Annotated in this window: 18 protein-coding genes; 10 read left to right on the top strand and 8 right to left on the bottom strand. The window is 72.8% G+C overall.

The window, feature by feature from the left end:
- Window positions 1-137 precede the first annotated feature (137 nt).
- Window positions 138-1,241 (top strand): serine hydrolase domain-containing protein, encoded by a 1,104-nt coding sequence (locus IOD16_RS12385; protein ID WP_201440157.1) that lies wholly within the window; start codon window positions 138-140, stop codon window positions 1,239-1,241.
- On the opposite strand, the gene IOD16_RS12380 is transcribed toward IOD16_RS12385, so the two are convergent.
- The 5 genes from IOD16_RS12380 to IOD16_RS12360 form a co-directional block, all read right to left on the bottom strand.
- Window positions 1,228-2,427 carry a cytochrome P450 family protein gene (locus IOD16_RS12380; RefSeq protein ID WP_123742109.1) on the bottom strand — a complete coding sequence of 400 codons (1,200 nt, stop codon included), beginning with the start codon at window positions 2,425-2,427 and terminating at the stop codon, window positions 1,228-1,230. The two genes, IOD16_RS12385 and IOD16_RS12380, sit on opposite strands and share 14 nt — an antisense overlap.
- A 167-nt stretch (window positions 2,428-2,594) precedes the next feature.
- Window positions 2,595-3,494 (bottom strand): fibronectin type III domain-containing protein, encoded by a 900-nt coding sequence (locus tag IOD16_RS12375; RefSeq protein WP_201440156.1) that lies wholly within the window; start codon window positions 3,492-3,494, stop codon window positions 2,595-2,597.
- Window positions 3,495-3,621: 127 nt separating this feature from the next.
- Complete coding sequence (locus tag IOD16_RS41435; RefSeq protein ID WP_201440155.1) at window positions 3,622-4,194, bottom strand: FCD domain-containing protein; 573 nt, start codon at window positions 4,192-4,194, stop codon at window positions 3,622-3,624.
- The gene (locus tag IOD16_RS12365; RefSeq protein WP_201440154.1) at window positions 4,119-5,441 is read right to left on the bottom strand and encodes an MFS transporter; all 1,323 of its coding nucleotides are present in this window, start codon (window positions 5,439-5,441) and stop codon (window positions 4,119-4,121) included. The genes IOD16_RS41435 and IOD16_RS12365 overlap by 76 nt, the downstream gene beginning before the upstream one ends.
- Before the next feature lie 68 nt (window positions 5,442-5,509).
- Complete coding sequence (locus tag IOD16_RS12360; RefSeq protein WP_201440153.1) at window positions 5,510-5,923, bottom strand: hypothetical protein; 414 nt, start codon at window positions 5,921-5,923, stop codon at window positions 5,510-5,512.
- 212 nt (window positions 5,924-6,135) lie between these two features.
- Here IOD16_RS12360 and IOD16_RS12355 point away from each other — a divergent pair, with 212 nt between their 5' ends.
- The 4 genes from IOD16_RS12355 to IOD16_RS12340 all read left to right on the top strand — a co-directional run bounded on the left by IOD16_RS12355 (window position 6,136) and on the right by IOD16_RS12340 (window position 9,506).
- On the top strand, window positions 6,136-7,059 hold the full coding sequence (locus IOD16_RS12355; RefSeq protein WP_201440152.1) for a LysR family transcriptional regulator: 924 nt from the start codon (window positions 6,136-6,138) through the stop codon (window positions 7,057-7,059).
- A gap of 107 nt (window positions 7,060-7,166) precedes the next feature.
- Window positions 7,167-7,880, top strand: a complete 714-nt coding sequence (locus tag IOD16_RS12350; RefSeq protein ID WP_123742113.1) for an SDR family NAD(P)-dependent oxidoreductase — start codon at window positions 7,167-7,169, stop codon at window positions 7,878-7,880.
- Between the two features lie 2 nt (window positions 7,881-7,882).
- The gene (locus IOD16_RS12345; RefSeq protein WP_201440151.1) at window positions 7,883-8,230 is read left to right on the top strand and encodes a nuclear transport factor 2 family protein; all 348 of its coding nucleotides are present in this window, start codon (window positions 7,883-7,885) and stop codon (window positions 8,228-8,230) included.
- 166 nt (window positions 8,231-8,396) lie between these two features.
- Complete coding sequence (locus tag IOD16_RS12340) at window positions 8,397-9,506, top strand: glycoside hydrolase family 53 protein (protein WP_201440150.1); 1,110 nt, start codon at window positions 8,397-8,399, stop codon at window positions 9,504-9,506.
- 21 nt (window positions 9,507-9,527) lie between these two features.
- Here IOD16_RS12340 and IOD16_RS12335 read toward each other — a convergent pair whose 3' ends face one another.
- A complete protein-coding gene (locus tag IOD16_RS12335; protein ID WP_201440149.1) occupies window positions 9,528-10,403 on the bottom strand; it encodes a hypothetical protein in 876 nt (291 codons plus the stop codon).
- A 234-nt stretch (window positions 10,404-10,637) separates the two neighbouring features.
- On the opposite strand from IOD16_RS12335, the gene IOD16_RS12330 reads away from it, so the two are divergent.
- Window positions 10,638-12,146, top strand: a complete 1,509-nt coding sequence (locus IOD16_RS12330) for an IMP dehydrogenase (protein WP_170184975.1) — start codon at window positions 10,638-10,640, stop codon at window positions 12,144-12,146.
- A gap of 41 nt (window positions 12,147-12,187) precedes the next feature.
- Here IOD16_RS12330 and IOD16_RS12325 read toward each other — a convergent pair whose 3' ends face one another.
- The gene (locus tag IOD16_RS12325) at window positions 12,188-12,931 is read right to left on the bottom strand and encodes a carbonic anhydrase family protein (RefSeq protein WP_201440148.1); all 744 of its coding nucleotides are present in this window, start codon (window positions 12,929-12,931) and stop codon (window positions 12,188-12,190) included.
- Window positions 12,932-13,418: 487 nt separating this feature from the next.
- Here IOD16_RS12325 and IOD16_RS40150 point away from each other — a divergent pair, with 487 nt between their 5' ends.
- The 3 genes from IOD16_RS40150 to IOD16_RS12310 all read left to right on the top strand — a co-directional run bounded on the left by IOD16_RS40150 (window position 13,419) and on the right by IOD16_RS12310 (window position 15,887).
- Window positions 13,419-14,519 carry a polysaccharide deacetylase family protein gene (locus tag IOD16_RS40150; RefSeq protein ID WP_236594931.1) on the top strand — a complete coding sequence of 367 codons (1,101 nt, stop codon included), beginning with the start codon at window positions 13,419-13,421 and terminating at the stop codon, window positions 14,517-14,519.
- A 154-nt stretch (window positions 14,520-14,673) separates the two neighbouring features.
- Complete coding sequence (locus IOD16_RS12315) at window positions 14,674-15,300, top strand: ClpP family protease (protein WP_201440147.1); 627 nt, start codon at window positions 14,674-14,676, stop codon at window positions 15,298-15,300.
- Window positions 15,297-15,887: a ClpP family protease gene (locus IOD16_RS12310; RefSeq protein WP_123742120.1), complete on the top strand. Its 591-nt coding sequence runs from the start codon at window positions 15,297-15,299 to the stop codon at window positions 15,885-15,887. Before IOD16_RS12315 ends, IOD16_RS12310 begins: the two co-directional genes overlap by 4 nt.
- 9 nt (window positions 15,888-15,896) lie before the next feature.
- Here the strand turns inward: IOD16_RS12310 and IOD16_RS12305 are convergent, their stop codons facing one another.
- Entirely contained in the window at window positions 15,897-16,253 is a 357-nt protein-coding gene (locus IOD16_RS12305; protein WP_123742121.1) for a helix-turn-helix domain-containing protein, read from the bottom strand.
- A gap of 183 nt (window positions 16,254-16,436) precedes the next feature.
- On the opposite strand from IOD16_RS12305, the gene IOD16_RS12300 reads away from it, so the two are divergent.
- Window positions 16,437-17,720 (top strand): hypothetical protein, encoded by a 1,284-nt coding sequence (locus IOD16_RS12300; protein ID WP_201440146.1) that lies wholly within the window; start codon window positions 16,437-16,439, stop codon window positions 17,718-17,720.
- Window positions 17,721-17,785 lie beyond the last annotated feature (65 nt).

The following is a 17,785-nucleotide window of genomic DNA, read 5'->3' as shown; positions in this document are numbered from 1 at the left end:
GCCGGTGGCGCGCTGCGCGTCACCGGCGGGAGGTTGCGCCGAACAGCGCAGCGTCGTCGTCCCGCTCGGGCGGATCACCGCGCGGTTGGGCAACAAAACGGTCGCCGGGCACCGGCGGGTGGCGTTACGTTCCGGCGGTGGCGGAGATCCGTGGCACGTGCGATGACCGGTTCGGCCGGGTGCGCGACACGTTCGAGGCGTCCCTGGACGCGGACGACGTCGGCGCGTCGGTGGCCGTCTACGTGGACGGCGAGCCGGTGGTCGACCTCTGGGGCGGTCACGTCGACGCGGCGCGCACCACGCCGTGGGAACGCGACACGATCGTCAACGTCTGGTCCACCACCAAGACGATGGTGGCGTTGTGCGCGTTGATGCTCGCCGACCGGGGCGTGATCGACCTGGACGCGCCGGTCGCCGAGTACTGGCCGGAGTTCGCCGCCGCGGGCAAGGGCGGCGTGCGGCTGCGGCACGTGCTCGGCTACACCGCCGGGCTGCCGACCTGGGCCGAGCCGATCACCGTGCCCGAGCTGTTCGACTGGGAGGACGCGACGGCGCGGCTGGCCGCGCAGCCCGCCCGGTGGGCGCCGGGGGCGGTCGGCTGCTACCACCCGTTGACCCAGGGCTTCGTGATCGGCGAGGTGGTCCGCCGGGTCACCGGCCGCGGCCTGGGCGCGTTCTTCGCCGAGGAGGTGGCCGGGCCGCTCGGCGCCGACTTCCACATCGGCCTGCCCGCCGAGCACGACCACCGGGTCGCGCCGGTGATCCCGCCGCCCGGCGCGGCCGACACCCCCGCGCCGGGCCTGGACGGCGAGGCGCCCAACCCCGCCATCGTGGCGGAGGACGCCAACACCGCCGCGTGGCGCCGGGCCGAGATCCCGTCGGCGGGCGGGCACGGCAACGCGCGCTCGGTCGGCCTGGTGCAGTCGGTGCTGGCGTCCGGTGGCGCGGTCGGCGGCGTGCGGCTGCTGTCGGAGGCCGGGTGCCGCCGGGTGCTGGAGGAGCAGTACCGGGGCGTGGACCGCTACCTGGACGTGCCGATCCGGTACGGCCTCGGCTACCGGGTCGAGGGGCGGACGTGTTCCTGGGGCGGGTGGGGCGGTTCCGTCGTTGTGGTCGACCTGAACACCCGGCTGACGGTGGCGTACGCGATGAACCAGATGCTGGAGCAGGGCGCGCTGGGTGACAGCCGGGGTCTCGGTCTCGTGCTCGCCGCCTACCAGGGGCTCGCTACCGCAGCCTGACCGGCAGCGTGCGGTGGCCGTTGGAGATGAACGAGCGCACGGGTTCCAGCTCGTCGACGGGCACGGCCGGCGCGATGTCCGGGAAGCGGTCGAACAACGCGGGCAGCGCCACCTCGGCCTCGATGCGGGCCAGCGGCGCGCCCAGGCAGTGGTGCACGCCGTGGCCGAACGACAGGTGCGTCTTGTCCGCGCGGGTGAGGTCGAACCGCTCGGCGGTGCCGCCGTGGTGCGCCGGGTCGCGCCCGGCGGCGGCGTAGCCCGCGAGGATGGCCTCGCCCTCGCGGATCGTCACACCGGCCAGCTCGATGTCCTCGACGGCGTAGCGCAGCGGCAGGTTCGCCACCGGGGCCTGCCACCGCAGCGTCTCCTCGATCACGTCGCCCCAGCGGCGCTCGCCGGCGCGGACCAGGCGCAGCTGGTCGGGGTGGGTGAGCAGCGCGGTGATGGCCTGGTCGAGCAGGTTGACGGTGGTCTCGTGGCCGGCGGCGATCATCAGCAGGAGGGTGTCGACCAGTTCCTCCTCGGCCAACCCGGTGTCGGCCTCGTCCCGGGCGGCGATCAGGACGCTGGTCAGGTCGTCGCCGGGCACGGCCCGCTTGGCGGCCACCAGGTCGTGCAGGATCTCGTAGAGCCGCCCCTGGTTGGCGATCGCCTCCTCGGGCGTCGTCGTGGTCACGAAGAGGCTGTCCACGATCCGCCGCAGCTCGGGGCGGTCGTCGTCGGGCACGCCCATCAACCGGCTGATGACCTCGATCGGCAGCGGGTGGGCGAACCCGGCGCGCACGTCGACCAGGTCCGGTCCGGCGGCGAGCCGGTCGACCAGGTCGGCCGCGATCTCCTCCACCTGCGGGCGCAACGCCTCGGTGCGCCGGGCGGTGAACCCCTTGGAGATCAGCATCCGCAGCCTGCGGTGCTCCGAGCCGTAGGCGGTGAACATGTTGCGCGCCGCGACCCAGAGGTACAGCGGCCAGTCCTGCGGGATGTCCGCCATGGCGGGCCAGTGCCGGCGGGCGTCCTTGGACACGCGCGGGTCGGCGAGCAGCCGGCGCAGCAAACCGAGGTCGCCGACCCACCACGCCTCCACCCCGCCCGGGAGGCCGACCCGCGTCGCCGGTCCGCGACCGCGTAACTCCGCCGCTTCGGTCTGGATGTCGCGGCCCGTCGGGTCCAGCACGTAGGTTTCCATGCACTCATCGCTACCGCATGATCACTGCGCGTACAAGGCGCTGTGCGGGTTGTGCGGCCGGTACGCCCGCGACGCGTGCCGGTGGCTCGTGCGGCACGGACCCGACCAGCCGGCGCCTGACCGCGGTGGTGCTGGTCCGCGGTCAGGCGGACGGCCGCCCGGGTCCGTCAGCCGCGAACGGGTGGCGTGGCGAACACCAGGCCCTGGCTAGGCGGTGACGAGAGGTTGTACAGGTCCCGGGTCACGATCTTGACCCGGTGCTGGCTGTCCGGAGCCAGCCCGGTGATCGTGGCCTGCTTCTCGGTGACGAACGCGACCTTCACCCCGTCCAGGTGGACCTCGTAGCCCACGGTCTCGAACCACCACGGGACCGCGTACCAGGACAGCGAGGCGCTGGTCGGCGTCACGGCGGTCACCTGGAGCTGGGACGGCCGCACCGGGTGCTCGACGATGCTCGGCTCGGACTTCAGCGTGCCGAGCAGGGTGCTCTGCGCGGGGTCGGGCGCGCACGTGGCGGTGATCGTCCCCAGCGGCGTGCCGTCGGCCCGCTCCGGCCGCAGCGACAGCTCCAGGTCGCCGAGGTGGATGGCGTAGTCGCCGGCCTGCTGGACGCTCAGCCCCGGGAACCCGCCCGCCGCGGTCAGCGGCAGGCCGCCACCCGACGCGGTGACCCACGTCGGCGCGAACGCCAGCACGGCCTCGCTCTCCAGCGTGACCGGACCGGCGAAGCTCGCGGCGAGCGTCGCGGTGCTGTCGCCGTCCAACCGCACCCCGCCGCGCGCGGCCAACCCCGCCCGGTCGCCGCCGAGCGCCAGGTCCACGTCGATGAACGCCGGCTCGAAGTGCGGGACGTCGCCGCCCACCATCCCCTCGCGCGGCAGCACGAACGTGACGTCGACCGCGACGGTCAGCTGCGGCCCGGACGCGACCGCGCACGTGTAGTCCAGCTCCAGGCCCACCGGTCTGCCCGACGCGGCGTGCGCGATCCCCGTCGACATCCCGGTGCACAACAACGCCGCGGCCGCCGTCCCGATCACGACGCGCCGGACCTTCCTCGCTCCTCGCATGGTGCTCCCCTCAGCCGTGGCGGGAGGGACGACGCGCGCCGCTCCCGCCACACGATCGGCGGTGCCACGTCGATCGTCCTCGCGCCGGACCGGTCCGCCAACCCCGCACCGAACCACGACACCGAAGTCACCGGCAGGACCTCACGTGCCGGTCGTGCTTGTCCCGCAACAGTTTCGGGCCGGCAGCCCGGCCGGGCGAGACCGTCAGCCCCGCTCGCGCAAGCGCCACGCGGCCTGCGCGCCGAGTCGCCGCGGTCGACTTCCGGCGCCATCCGGCGGTAGCGGTCGGACTTGTCCCACAGGCCGTCCAGCGTCCGATCAGCAGCACGTTGTGCGAAGCCCGGCACAGGGCCGCGTGGAAGCGCCGGTGGGCCGGCAAATACTCGTGGTCGGGGTTGCCCGGCAGCGCGCGCAGCCCTTCCGCCGCCTCGCGGATCGCCTCGACGTCGGCGGCGGTCCGCCGTGCCGATCCCGATGGCCTCGGCCGACGTGAACTGGTTGATGCCCGGTCCGGGCGCCGGCTCGCCGTCGAGGATCCGCCGACGCAGGTAGCCGTAGGCGTGCCCGCTCTTCGTGGAGTACAACGCGGTCGGTTCTCCCCAGGGGCCCGACAACCGGGCCGCGCTACCGGACCGACGCCCCGCCGGACCGCGGTTTGTCGCCCAGCGCGAGGGCGAGCAGGGCTCCGCCGACCAGGCACGCGCCGACCAGCCACAGGCCGGCGCGCTGGCTGCCGGTGACGTCGCGCAGCCAGCCGGTGATGTAGGGCGCGGCGAACCCGCTGGTGTTGCCGAGCGAGTTGATCAGCGCGATGCCGCCCGCCGCGGCCGTGCCGGACAGGAAGTCCGACGGCAGCGCCCAGAACGTCGGCAGCGCGCAGCACACGCCCACCGCGCACACGGTGACGGCGGCCATCGCCGCATACGGGTTGCCGAGGTGCAGCGCGACGGGGATGGCGCACCCGCCGAGCAGCATCGGCAGCGCCACGTGCCACTTCCGCTCGTCCACCCGGTCGCCGTGGCGCGCCCAGAACACCATGACCGCCGCCGCGACCACGTACGGGACGGCGGTCACCAGCCCGGCCTGCGGCACGGTCAGCTTCGTCCCGAACTGCTCGCCGAACCCGGCGATGATGGTCGGCAGGAAGAACCCCAGCGCGTACAGGCCGTAGGCGATGGCGAAGTAGACGAACGCCAGGCCGAGGATCCGCGGGTGCAGCAACGCCTTGCGCAGCGGCCAGTGGTGCTCGGCCTCCTTCGCGCGGCGCTCGGCCTCCAGCTCCCCGGCGAGCCAGCGGCGTTCGTCCTCGGCCAGCCAGCCGGCCCGCTCCGGCCGGTCGGTCAGGTAGAACCAGGTGACGAACGCGAGCAGGATCGCCGGCACGCCCTCGACCAGGAACATGAACCGCCAGCCGGACAGCCCGAACACGCCGTCGCCGTGCGTGATGAGCAGGCTGGACACGGTGGACCCGATCGCCGAGGAGACGGGCACCGCCACCATGAACAGCGCGACCGCCTTCGCGCGCTGCGCGGCCGGGAACCAGTACGTCAGGTAGAGGATGATGCCGGGGAAGAACCCGGCCTCCGCGACGCCGAGCAGGAACCGCAGGACCACCAGGGTGGTCGCGTTGGGCACGAAGGCCATCGCGGTGGCCACCACACCCCAGCTGATCATGATCCGGGCCAGCCAGCGGCGCGCGCCGAACCGGTGCAGCGCGAGGTTGCTCGGCACCTCCAGCAGCAGGTAGCCGAGGAAGAAGATGCCGGAGGCGAACCCGAACGCCGTCGCGGTGAGCCCGAGCTCCTCGTTCAGCCCGTTCGGGGCGGCGAACCCGATGTTGACGCGGTCCAGGTAGTTGACGAAGTAGAGCAGCGCCAGGAACGGCAGGATCCGGACGGCGACCTTGGCGAGCACCCGGTCACCCATGGCGGTCGGTCCCATCGACATGATCGAATCCAAGGGCGTCCCGGGTCGTTCGTCAACCCGGCGGACCACGCCCCGGGCGCGACCTGGTGTCACCGGATGCCCGAGCCCATGGCGAACTTCCACGCCGAGTCCGGGGTGAGCGGGACGTCCCGCTCCACCGGGCGCACGTCGACCCCGAGCACGCCGAGGCCGCTCAACCACCCGGAGGGCTTCCCGTCGGTGTCCACCTGGGCGGCCCGCCGCGCCGCCTCCGGCCGGTCGGGCGTCCGCCCGGCCCGCTCGGCGAGCGCCTGGACCAGCGGACCCACCACGTCGTCCGCGCTGCCCTGCCGCCACGTGGTCACGGCGAACGTGCCGCCCGTCCGGAGCAGGCCCGCCAGGCGCGCCGCGGCCGCGTCCACGTCCGGCAGGAAGAAGACCCCGAACACGCACTGCACCCGGTCGTAGGGCAGGCCGTCCGCCGGGATGGCCGACGACCCGGCGCCGCAGCACACGTCGAGCACCCGTGCGCCCGGTCGACACCTCGACCGCGGCGGGGATCGACTCGGCCATCCACGTCCTCGCCGGCCGGACGGCACCCGGCGAACGCCACCGGTGTCGGCGCAGGGCGGTCGGCTCGGCGGGACGGTGCACTTCGGACGGTGGGCACCACCCGCCGACCCGGCGCGAGCCGCTCGGCGGTGCGGCGGCGACCCGGGTCCTAGGATGCGGTCCCGTGGAACTACGGCAGCTCCGGTACTTCGTCGCGGTCGCCGAGGAACTGCACTTCGGCCGGGCCGCGGCCCGGTTGCTGATCGCCGGGCCGTCGCTGTCGCAGCAGATCAAGGCGCTCGAACGCGACCTGGGCGTGCCGCTGTTCGCCCGCGACCGCCGCACGGTCGCCCTCACCTCGGCCGGCGCCGCGTTGCTGCCCGACGCGCGTGCGCTGCTCGACCGGGCCGACGAGCTGCGGCGCCGGGCGCGGCAGCTGTCCGGGGCCGACCCGGTGCGCCTCGGCTACGTCAACTGGCTGCCACCCGACCTGACCGCGCGCACGTCCGGGGTCGCGCAGCTGTACGTGGACACCTGGGTCGTGCCGTCGCACGCGCAGGCGGCCCGGGTCGCCGACGGCAGCCTCGACCTGGCCGTGTGCTGGGTGCGTGCCGCCGACCTCGCCCGCCACGGGCTGACGGCGCGGCTGCTCGGCGCGGACCGGCTCTACGCCGTGTCGACCGGCGCGGACACCGGTCCGGTGCGGGCCGCGGACACCACGGTGCTCGTGGACGACGACGTCACGTCGTGGTCGTCCTGGAACGAGTTCGCCGAGGAGTTCGCCGGCGACACCGGGGCCCGCGTCGTGCGCATCCACAACGGGGCGATCACCGGGCCCGCGTTCTTCGACCACGTGCGGGCGTGCGCCACCCCGGTGCTGAACTCGCCCAAGGGTCAGACCACCCCGCTGCCGCCGGACCTGGTCCGCCGCCCGGTGGTCGACCCGGAGGTGGTGTGGACGTGGTCCCTCGTCCGCCGCGACGACGAGGTCCGCCCCTCCGTGCTGGCCGTCGTCGACGCCGTCACCCGCGACGTGGGCGACCTCGGCCTGCGCCGGGCGGGCGCCTGGCTGCCCGCGGACGACCCCCACCGGGCTCTCGGAGGCTGAGCCTCCCACCCGGGAGGAAACGGGTCGTGGCAGGTCGGCCCGCCCGCGCGCACGATCGAGGAGCAAGCCCACCGCTCCTGCGAATCCGTCGAAAGCGGGTATCGGACATGACCACCACCCAGCCGGTCGCGATCATCACGGGCGCCTCCCAGGGCATCGGCGCCGCCCTCGTCCCGGCCTACCGCAAGCTCGGCCACGCCGTCGTGGCGACCTCCCGTTCGATCGACGCGTCGGACGACCCCGAAGTGCTGACCGTGCGCGCCGACCTGTCGCAGCCGGGCGACGGCACGCGGGTCGTCGAAGAGGCCCTCGCGCGGTTCGGCCGGGTCGACACGCTGGTGAACAACGCGGGCGTCTTCGTCGCCAAGCCGTTCACCGACTACACCGACGAGGACTTCGCCACGGTCGCGGGCACCAACCTGCGCGGCTTCTTCGACATCACCCGCAGCGCGGTCGCGGCGATGCTCGCCCGGGGCGACGGCGGCCACGTGGTGACCATGTCCACCAGCCTGGTCGACCACGCGCTGTCCCGGGTGCCGTCGGCGTTGGCCGCGCTGACCAAGGGCGGTCTGACCGCCGTCACCAGGTCGCTCGCGACCGAGTACGCGACCAGGAAGATCCGGGTCAACGCCGTCGCGCTCGGCGTCATCCGCACGCCGATGCACGCGCCGCAGACCCACGACTTCCTCGCCGCGCTGCACCCGATCGGCCGCCTCGGCGAGATCGACGAGGTCGTGGACGCGGTCGTCTTCCTGGAGCAGGCCGGTTTCGTCACCGGCGAGGTCCTGCACGTCGACGGCGGCCAGAACGCGGGCCACTGACGATGACCGCCGACGAGGTGCTGCGGGACGTCCTGGACCGGTGGAAGCACGCCGTGGACGCGCACGAACCCGACCGCGTTGCCGCGAACTTCGCCGAGGACGCGGTCTTCCAGGGGCTGCGCCCCTACGGCGTGGGCCGCGCGGCGGTGGCCGCGTACTACGCCTCCCAGCCGTTCGGGCTGACCGCGCAGTACCGGGTCCGCGAGACCCGCGAGCTGGCCGACGGCGTGGTGCTGGGCTACCTGGAGGTGGACTTCTCCTTCACCGACCGGCCCGCGCTGCGGGTCCACCTCGGCGTGGTCGTGAAGGACCGCCTGATCAGCCACTACCAGGTGACCGGGCTCGGCTGAGGCAGCCGGTGCGGCCCGCTCGTCCGGACGAGCGGGCCGCCACTGTGCACGTTCCCAGTCGATCAGGGCCGTTGAGACCTTGAGCTGAGCCACGATCTGCGCTTTCATGTCGTGCACGTGCACAGCCCATCGCCGCCGCTCCGCACCCTCGATCAAAGGAGATCGGATGTCCGGACCCACCCGGGCGGTCAAGGCCGCCCTCGCCCTGGCGACCGCCGTGCTGCCGCTGGCCGCGCTCACCCCGCCGGTCTCCGCGGCCGGTTCGCTGAGCATGCTCGGCGCCGACGTCTCGACCGCGCAACGCGCCCTCGACCTCGGCGCGAAGTACTACGACGCGTCCGGCGCCGCCCGGGATCCGCTCGACATCCTCAAGGGCGCGGGCGTCAACTACGTCCGCCTGCGCGTCTGGAACAACCCGCGCAGCGGCTACAACAACAAGGCCAAGGTCCTCGCCTACGCCAGGACGGTGAAGGCCAAGGGGCTCAAGCTGCTGATCGACTTCCACTACTCCGACACGTGGGCCGACCCCGGCAAGCAGTACAAGCCGGCCGCCTGGTCGAGCCACGGCATCGGCCAGTTGCAGACCGACGTCTACAACTACACCCACGACGTGTGCGCCAGCCTCAAGGCCCAGGGCACCACGCCGGACAGCGTGCAGATCGGCAACGAGATCAACGTCGGCATGCTGTGGAACGAGGGCAAGGTCGTCAACAACGACTTCACCAACCTCAGCCTGCTGCTGAAGGCCGGCTACAACGCCACCAAGGCGTGCAGCAGCGGCACCAAGGTCATGATCCACACGGCGAACGCGGACAGCCTCGACCACGCCCGCTGGTTCTACGACGGCATCAGGGCCAAGGGCGTGGCCTGGGACATCACCGCGCTGTCGTACTACTGCATGTGGCACGGCACGCTGGGCAACCTCTACAACGTGATCACCGACGTGCGCTCCCGCTACGGCAAGGACGTCGTGCTCGCGGAGACCGCCTACCCGTTCACCACCGGGAACGCCGACGGCACCGGCAACTCCATCACCTCCGGCTGCGCGGACTACCCGCTGACGTGGGCGGGCCAGGCGAAGAACTTCGCCCACGTCCAGAACACCGCGCGCAACGCGGGCGCCATCGGCGTCTTCTACTGGGAGCCGACCTGGTACGCCGTCCCCGGCAACGGCTGGGACCCCGCCGACATCGCCGACAGCGGCAACGGCTGGGACAACATGGCGACCTTCGACTGGTCCGGCCGCATCAACCCCGAGATCCGCTGGACGCCGTGACCCGACGCGGCGGGGGGACCGTCACGCCGACGGTCCCCCGTCCCCGCCCGCCAGCGCCTCCAGGCCTGGCCGGTCGAGCACGTCGAGCCGCTGCCCGTCCGCCGTGCCGGAGCGCTTGACCAGGCCCTTGCGCTCCAGGTGGCCCATGGTCTTGCGGAGCTTCTCGGTCACCAGCGAGCCCTTGCCCTTGGCCGCGAACTCGTTCTTCTGCGCCGCGGCCAGCATCGGCGCGACCTCCCGCTTCCACGCGGTCAGCAGCGCGGCGCGCGGCACCGACGTCGCGTCGCCCGCCACGTCCAGGACGATCCCGGCCAGCACGCGCCCGAAGTCGTCCTGCCGCGACGAGTGCCGCTGGACCAGTTCCTCCACCGACGTGCGCCCCTCGCCGTCGGAGGTGTCCGGCACGTCGAGCGTGGCCAGCCGCGCCCACAGCGCCCGGTCCGCCTCGGACGGCTCGGCGCCGCCGGCGAGCACCGCGGCCCGGTGGGCGTCGACCGCGGCGCCCAGGGCGAGCACGAGGTCGGTCAGCTCGTCGCGGACGTCGTCGCCGCGCAGCCGCCGGGCCGCCGCCGCGATCAGCCGGTGGTGCTCGCGCACCAACGTCTCGAAGTGGGCGGTCTTCGTGGCGCGGTTGGCGTCCTCGGCGGCGTCGCGCTGGTACTCGGCCTGGCTGATCTCCCCGTCGAGCGCCCGGGCCCGCGCGGTGGCGCGCTCGGCGGTGCGGTGCACGCGCGTCGCCGCGATCCGGTCGAGCATCGCCCGCAGCACCCGGTCGGTCTGCTCGACGTAGGCGTCGGAGGCCAGCAGCCGCCAGGTCTCGTCGTCACGGCTGCGCAGGGCGTTGTTGACGAAGCGGTCGGCGGCGTGGTCGTCGTCCGACCCGTAGGGCAAGGTCACGTGTCCTGATCCTCGATAGTGGGGGTGTGGTCCCCCGTCAGGGGGACAAGAGGGCCGGCTCGAACGGCCGGTCGCGGTGGTCGCGCACGCGGCACGACCGGCGGGTACGGCGCGACGGGGATCCGTCGAGCATAGGCGGCGGCCACCGCGCACGCGACCCGGCGTGCCCCTCGCGATGTGGGAGGCTGCGCCCCACAAAGCGGAGCCGGGGATGCCCGGCCTGGTGATTCGGAGATGCTGCCCGTGGTCGAGATCGTGCCCGGTGTGTCGCGGACGTTCAACGAGTTCTTGTTGCTGCCCAACCGGACCACGGCGGAGTGCACACCCGCGAAGGTCGACCTCGGCACGCCACTGGTGCGGCACGCCGTCGGTGAGCCGTCGTCGATCCGGCTGTCGGCGCCGTTCACCTCGGCGATCATGCAGGCGGTCAGCTCGCCCCGGTTGGCGGTGGCCCTGGCCCGGTCGGGCGGGCTGAGCTTCCTGCACCACAACCAGTCCGTGGAGCACCAGGCGGACGCGGTGCGGTTCGTGAAGAACTTCAAGGCGGGGTTCGTGGTCAGCGACACGACGGTCCGCCCGACCGACCCGCTGCGCCACCTCGTCGGCTTGATGAGGACCACCGGCCACAACACCGCCGCCGTGACCGAGGACGGCACGCCGCACGGCCGGTTCGTCGGCCTGGTCACCTCCCGCGACTTCCACTCCGACCGGCACGACCTCGACCTGCCGGTGGCCGACCGGATGCGCACCGCGGACACCCTGACCTGCGGCAAGGAGGGCATCACCCTCTCCGAGGCCAACACGCTGCTGTGGGAGGACCGCCTCGACTGCCTGCCCGTCGTGGACGGCGCGGGGCACCTGCAGCACCTCGTGTTCCGGTCGGACTACGCCGACCACAAGCAGTTCCCCGGCGCGGTGGTCGACGCGGCCAAGAGGTTCCGGGTCGGCGCGGGCGTGAACACGCACGACTACCGCGACCGGGTGCCCGCGCTGGTCGCGGCCGGCGCGGACGTGCTGTGCCTGGACTCGTCGGACGGCTACAGCGACTGGCAGGCCGAGGCGCTGCGGTGGGTCAAGCGCGAGTTCCCGGAGGTGCCGATCGGCGCGGGCAACGTCGTGGACGGCGAGGCGTTCCGGTTCCTGGCCGACGCGGGCGCGGACTTCGTGAAGGTGGGCATCGGCGGCGGCTCGATCTGCATCACGCGCGACCAGAAGGGCATCGGCCGGGGCCAGGCCAGCGCGGTCATGGACGTGGCCGAGGCCCGCGACGCCCACGCGCGCGCCACCGGCGAGTACGTGCCGATCTGCTCCGACGGCGGCCTGCTGCACGACTACCACATGGCACTGGCCCTGGCGATGGGCGCGGACTTCGTGATGATGGGCCGCTACTTCGCGCGGTTCGACCAGTCGCCGGGCAAGAAGGTGCGCATCGGCGGCTCGGTCTTCAAGGAGTACTGGGGCGAGGGCTCCAGCCGGGCCCGCAACTGGCAGCGCTACGACCAGGGCGAGGACAAGCTGCACTTCGAGGAGGGTGTCGACGGCTACGTGCCGTACGTCGGCGACCTCGGCGACGCGCTGGCGATGACCGTGGCCAAGATCAAGGCCACGATGGCGTCCTGCGGCGCGGCGACCATCCCGGTGTTCCAGTCCACCGCGCGCGTGACCCTCGTGTCGGAGCAGAGCTACCAGGAGAACGCCGCCGCGGTCGCCGTGCGCGACAACGCCGACACCACCCTGGACTGAGGCGCCCGGTGGCGGCGTCGTCGACGCCGCCACCGGACCCGTCACAGGTGCGGCAGCTCGACCCGCACGGTGCGGCCGTTCAACGGCTGCACGGGGCGGGCGTTGCCCCCGTGGAACAAGCCCTGGAAGCGGGAGACGGTGGCCTGGGTGACCGTCTTCTCCCCCATCAGGAACCACTGCACGCCCTCGGTGAAGGGCGCCGTGGTGAGCGAACCGGTGTAGCGGGCCGTGGCGCGGTTCACCGGCAGCAGGGTGTTCAGGTCGATGTCGGCCAGGTGCACCTCCTCGCCGCACTCGGGCGCGAGGCGCGACAGCACCTTGTCCACGGTGGACGCCGCGCCGACGCGCAGCGGCACGCCGACCACCAGCAGCGCGCCCGCCGCGCTGCGGTGCACCAGGTGCATCTCCAGCGGGTCGGCGTGGCCGCCGAACCGGTGCTCCGACGGGGTGTGGAAGTGGAACTGCACGAGGTCGTACCGGACGCCGGAGAGCGTGACGTGGCCGGCGCCGGGTTCGACCTCGAACTCCTCGGTCTCCTCGTGGTCGCGCACGGCGCAGCCGTCGGTGGCGGCGGCGTCCTTGCGGACGTAGTGGAGGTCGCCGGCGGCGTGGTGCCCGTAGGAGATCTGCAGTGGGGGCAGGTGCGGGTCGACGCGGATCGACGCCGGCGTGATGTCGATCGGGCTCTGCGACGGCGCCTGCGACCGGGCCGGTGCGACACCGGCGGTCATCAGCGCGCTGAGGACGACAGGGACGGCGAGGGCGACAATGCCTTTTCTAGCCACGGGTGCAGCCCTTCGGGACCTGGAAACCGGGCGGAGGCGTCCTACCCCGGCGGGACCGCACCATCTTTCACCCGTTCGAGTGACCCTCAATAGGTCAACAAATCACCCGAACGGACCGGAAAAGACATAACAACCTGTGCCATTCGTCACAGACCGCTATATCCGGACAATTCCTCTTCGCACCGAACGGGTCGCCCGCGCCATTGCCGGTTCCCGCCCGGAGTCGCCGCCCACCGCCGGACCGCCCGCCCTTCACCATCCTCGGACACCCGACTCACCGCCGAGAGTTTCGAAACTTCCGACACCTCGCGAGATCAGCCCTGGTTGTGGACCTACCTGGGGACTTGCGTCTCTATAGGTGAGGTTCACTGCTTGACTCCGGCGATCCTCCGGCCCTAGCTTCCGAAATAGCGCACCTGACGTATCGCAACTTTCGGTCGGCGATGCCTCGACCCGGTCGCTCCGGTCCGATCCCTTGGAGGAAGTGATGTCCGAAACTGCTGCCACCGACGCCGGCAGGCCGGTGACGCGTGGCGTGCGGCGCCGCGTCGCCGCGCTGGCCGGTGCGGTCGGGCTGCTCGGCGCGTTGGCCGTCGTGCTGCCGAACGCGGCCGCCGCCGCCGACTGCTCGGGCGGCTACGTCGCCCTGACCTACGACGACGGCCCCAAGGCGGGCACCACCACCGCGCTGCTCAACGCGCTGCGGTCGGCCGGGCTGCGGGCCACGTTCTTCAACCAGGGCAACAACGTCCAGTCCAACCAGGCCCTCGCCCGCAGCCAGCGCGACGCCGGCATGTGGATCGGGAACCACAGCTGGTCGCACCCCCACATGACCCAGCTCAGCCAGGCGCAGATGACCTCCGAGATCTCCCAGACCCAGCAGGTCGTCCAATCGGCCACCGGCGCCGCGCCCAAGCTGTTCCGCCCGCCCTACGGCGAGACCAACAGCACCCTCAAGGCCGTGCAGGCGCAATTCGGGCTCACCGAGGTGCTGTGGAGCGTCGACTCGCAGGACTGGAACAACGCGAGCACCGCCCAGATCGTCCAAGCCGCCTCCACGCTGCAGAACGGCGGCGTCATCCTCATGCACGACGGTTACCAGACCACCATCAACGCGATCCCCCAGATCGCCGCGAACCTCGCCGGCCGCAACCTGTGCGCGGGCATGATCTCGACGTCCACCGGTCGGGCCGTCGCGCCGTCGGACACCCCGCCGACCAGCACCACCACCACGACGACCACCAGCACGACCACGACCACCAGCACGTCGACCACGACGACGACCGCACCCCCGACCGGGGCGTGCACCGCCTCCTACCGCACGGTCAACTCGTGGCAGGGCGGTTTCCAGGCCGACGTCACGGTGACCGCCGCCTCGGCGATCTCCGGCTGGACCGTGCGGTGGACGCTGCCGTCCGGCCAGAGCATCACCCAGGTCTGGAGCGGCGTGTCCGTCGGCTCCGGCAGCCAGGCCGCGATCCGCAACGCCTCGTGGAACGGCTCGCTGGGCGCCAACGCCTCCACCACCTTCGGGTTCGTCGCCAACGGCACACCGGGGGCCACGAGCCTGAGCTGCACCAGCCCCTGACCGCGCGGTGACGCGAGCCGGTGCGCCTCTCACCGCTGTCGAGGGGCGCACCGGCCGTCGCCCCGCCTCGCGCCGGCCCGCCTACTGCCGAGGGCTGATCTGCCCACAGCAGCGCGACCCACCGACCGCACCGGCGCGTCGGCATGGTCGGGGCATGAGCGACAACGACAGGCAGCCCCTGTTCGACCACCGACTGCGGGACCGGTTCTTCAGCCGACGGGTCCTGGTGCTCGACGGCCCCCTCGACGACGACAACGGGACCGTGCTGGCCACGCAGCTGCTGTCCCTTGCCGCCGAGGACCCGGAGAAGGACATCGCGCTGTGGATCCACTCGCCGGGCGGTTCGGTCCCGGCCATGCTCGCGATCCGCGACGTGATGCGGCTCGTGCCGTGCGACGTGGCCACGCTCGCGCTGGGACTGGCGTGCAGCGCGGGACAGTTCCTGCTGTCGGCGGGCACACCGGGCAAGCGCTACGCCCTGCCCCACGCCCGCATCCTGATGCACCAGGGCTCGGCGGGGATCGGCGGGTCCGCCGTCGAGGTGCAGGTCCAGGCGGACGACCTGCGGCACACCCGGGACACGGTGCTCGGGCTCATCGCGGAGGACACCGGCCAGCCGGTCGACCGGATCTTCACCGACTCCCTGCACGACCGCTGGTTCACCACCGGGCAGGCGCTCGACTACGGCTTCATCGACCACGTCGTCGAGCGCCTCGACCAGGTCGTGCCCGTGCGCACGCACGAGCTGGGGCTGGGTTCGCGGACGGGGGTCCGCGCGTGAGCACCTACACCATCCCCAACGTCATCACCCGCGGCGTGGGCGGCGAACGCGTCATGGACGTGTACTCGCACCTGCTGTCCGAGCGGATCGTCTACCTCGGTACCGCGATCGACTCCGGTGTGGCCAACGCGCTGATCGCCCAGTTGCTGTACCTGGAGGCGGACAGCCCGGACCGCGAGATCAACCTGTACATCAACAACGAGGGCGGCGACCCGTCCGCGATGCTCGCGCTGTACGACACCATGCGCTACATCAAGGCCCCGGTGGCGACGACGTGCGTCGGCCAGGCGGTGGCGACCGGCGCGGTGCTGCTGGCGGCGGGCGAGGCCGGGCACCGGTTCGTGCTGCCCCACACCAGGGTGGTGCTGCACCAACCCGCGGCGCAGGGCCGCGGGACCATCCCGGACCTCATCCTCCAAGCCGACGAGGTGGTGCGCGTGCGGGCCCAGCTGGAGTCGATCCTCTCCCTGCACACCGGGCGCGAGGTCGCGGAACTGCGGCACGACACCGACCGCGACCGGGTGTTCGACGCGGTGGGCGCCATCCGCTACGGGCTCGCGGACCGCGTCCTCGAGCACCGGGTCTGAGACCGCGCCTCAGGCGGCCATGAGCACGGGTCCCGCCGGGCGCCGCCCGACCGCGGGGCGGCCCACCCCGGGGCCCGTGCCGCGCCGGCGCCGGACGTCGCCCGCGATGTCGGCGAGCAGGTCGACCAGCTCGACGCCGAGCGCGCCGGCGACAGCGGCGATCATCTCGCTGGACGGCTCCTTGCGGCCGCGTTCGATCTCCGACAGGTACTGCGGGGAGATGCCGGCCCGCTCCGCGACGTCGACGAGGCGGCTGCCCCGTTCCTCCCTGGCCGCGCGCAGGCTCCGGCCGAGCAGGTCGCGCCACAGCGGTTCCGGTTCGCGGTCCGGCGTGCGCTTCTGGTGGAAGGGGAGGATGTCCGCCATGCGGCCATCGTGACGCAGGTCCGGCCCCGCCGGCAGCGGTTCCGCTGCCGGCGGACACGGCGGTGATCGTTAGCACAACGTTGGCGCGGCGTTGGCGGCGATCACTTGACTGCCCGGGCCGGGCGTCCAGCCCGGAGCACCCGTCCCGGCTCGAACCCAGCGCTGTCGAGGAAGGTCCGGCTCATGGCAACAGGAACCGCCGCGTTGGCCCCCATGCGCACCGTGCGGAGGAAGATCGCGGCCAGGGCCGACGTCGACCAGCGGATCGAGGCGATCGGCGCGGAGGCGGCGGCCGAGCCGGACTCCGTGGTGGGCAGGCCCACCGGTGGCCAGTTCCCGGAGGACCCGTTCGCGAGCCTGCGAGGCGTCGCCGGGTGGGCGGTCGACTACGTGACCTTCCTTCGCGAGCCGATCGACCAGCTCCAAGGCGACCCGCAGAGCGTGCAGGCGACCGTGGACGCGATCCGTTCCGGTGCGGAGCGGATGCGCGAGCTGGCGTCGACGCAGCGCGACACGCTGGCCAAGCCCCAGGGGTGGACGGGCAAGGCGCAGGAGGCCTACCAGACCAGCATGGACGCCCTGGGCGGGGAGCTGGACTCGCTGGCCGGCGCGGTGGCGGTGAAGGGCGTGGTGGTCGAGAACAGCGGCGCGATGGTGCGGGCGCTGCGGGAGGCGCTGCTGCACACCGTCGGCCAGTACTCGCACTCGCTGGTGCCGGGTGCGATCAGCGCTTACGTCTTCGCGCCGATCACGTTCGGCGCGTCCATCGCCATGTTCCTGGCCTCGGTGGTGGACAGCGCGACCCAGCTCGGCACGAGCATCGCGGCGAAGATGGACGACTTGAACGCGGCCCTGACCCGCCAGGTCGACCGGGTCAAGCAGCTCGACGAGATCGCCGACGAGGTCGGCCGGGGGTGGGAGCGGTTCGAGGCCGCCTCGAGCGGCGGTTCGGAGGCGACCCCGGCGCACACCGCGTCCCGACGACTGCTGCGCGAAGGCGAGACCGCTCAGGAGCAGCTGCGCCCCATGCAGGCGACCCGGGCGATGGCGGTCGAGGAGACGGAGGCCCTGCGCCCCGTGCAGGCCACCCGCGCCATGGCCGTGGAAGAGGCGGAAGCCCTGCGCCCCGTGCACGCGGTGGCGGGCGAGCGGCTCACCGGTCGGCTCCTGCCCGAGGAACCCACCCATTTCGTGCGGGCGGAGGAGCCGGTCCAGGCGCGCCATGCCGTCCAGGCCGAGCCGATGATGCGAACGGCCCACGTGCAGGCGGAGCCGATGATGCGGACGGCCCACGTGCAGGCGGAGCCGATGATGCAGGCGACCCGCCTGGAGGCCCCCGTCCAGTACGAGCAAGGCGTTCGCGCCACCGAGCCGGCCACCCACTTCCGAGCCGCCGAGCAGGCGGAGGCGCGTGCGGTGACCGCCACCCACCACGCGACGGTCCGCAGGGTCGAGGAGACCGAGTAGGCGCGGGCGGTCCCCCGGGCCGCCCCGGCCGAGAACCTCCCCGTCCTTCCACTTCCCTGCGTTCC

It is taken from the genome of Saccharothrix sp. 6-C (assembly GCF_016695385.1).
Taxonomy (GTDB): domain Bacteria; phylum Actinomycetota; class Actinomycetes; order Mycobacteriales; family Pseudonocardiaceae; genus Actinosynnema; species Actinosynnema texasense.
This window is presented reverse-complemented; position numbering and strand designations above follow the sequence as displayed.

Coding starts and splice junctions, on each gene's coding strand:
- IOD16_RS12380 (WP_123742109.1), bottom strand. CDS start 2,427: ATGGAAACCTACGTGCTGGACCCGACGGGCCGCGACATCCAGACCGAA.
- IOD16_RS12375 (WP_201440156.1), bottom strand. CDS start 3,494: ATGCGAGGAGCGAGGAAGGTCCGGCGCGTCGTGATCGGGACGGCGGCC.
- IOD16_RS12365 (WP_201440154.1), bottom strand. CDS start 5,441: ATGTCGATGGGACCGACCGCCATGGGTGACCGGGTGCTCGCCAAGGTC.
- IOD16_RS12350 (WP_123742113.1), top strand. CDS start 7,167: ATGACCACCACCCAGCCGGTCGCGATCATCACGGGCGCCTCCCAGGGC.
- IOD16_RS12345 (WP_201440151.1), top strand. CDS start 7,883: ATGACCGCCGACGAGGTGCTGCGGGACGTCCTGGACCGGTGGAAGCAC.
- IOD16_RS12340 (WP_201440150.1), top strand. CDS start 8,397: ATGTCCGGACCCACCCGGGCGGTCAAGGCCGCCCTCGCCCTGGCGACC.
- IOD16_RS12330 (WP_170184975.1), top strand. CDS start 10,638: ATGCTGCCCGTGGTCGAGATCGTGCCCGGTGTGTCGCGGACGTTCAAC.
- IOD16_RS40150 (WP_236594931.1), top strand. CDS start 13,419: ATGTCCGAAACTGCTGCCACCGACGCCGGCAGGCCGGTGACGCGTGGC.
- IOD16_RS12315 (WP_201440147.1), top strand. CDS start 14,674: ATGAGCGACAACGACAGGCAGCCCCTGTTCGACCACCGACTGCGGGAC.
- IOD16_RS12305 (WP_123742121.1), bottom strand. CDS start 16,253: ATGGCGGACATCCTCCCCTTCCACCAGAAGCGCACGCCGGACCGCGAA.
- IOD16_RS12300 (WP_201440146.1), top strand. CDS start 16,437: ATGGCAACAGGAACCGCCGCGTTGGCCCCCATGCGCACCGTGCGGAGG.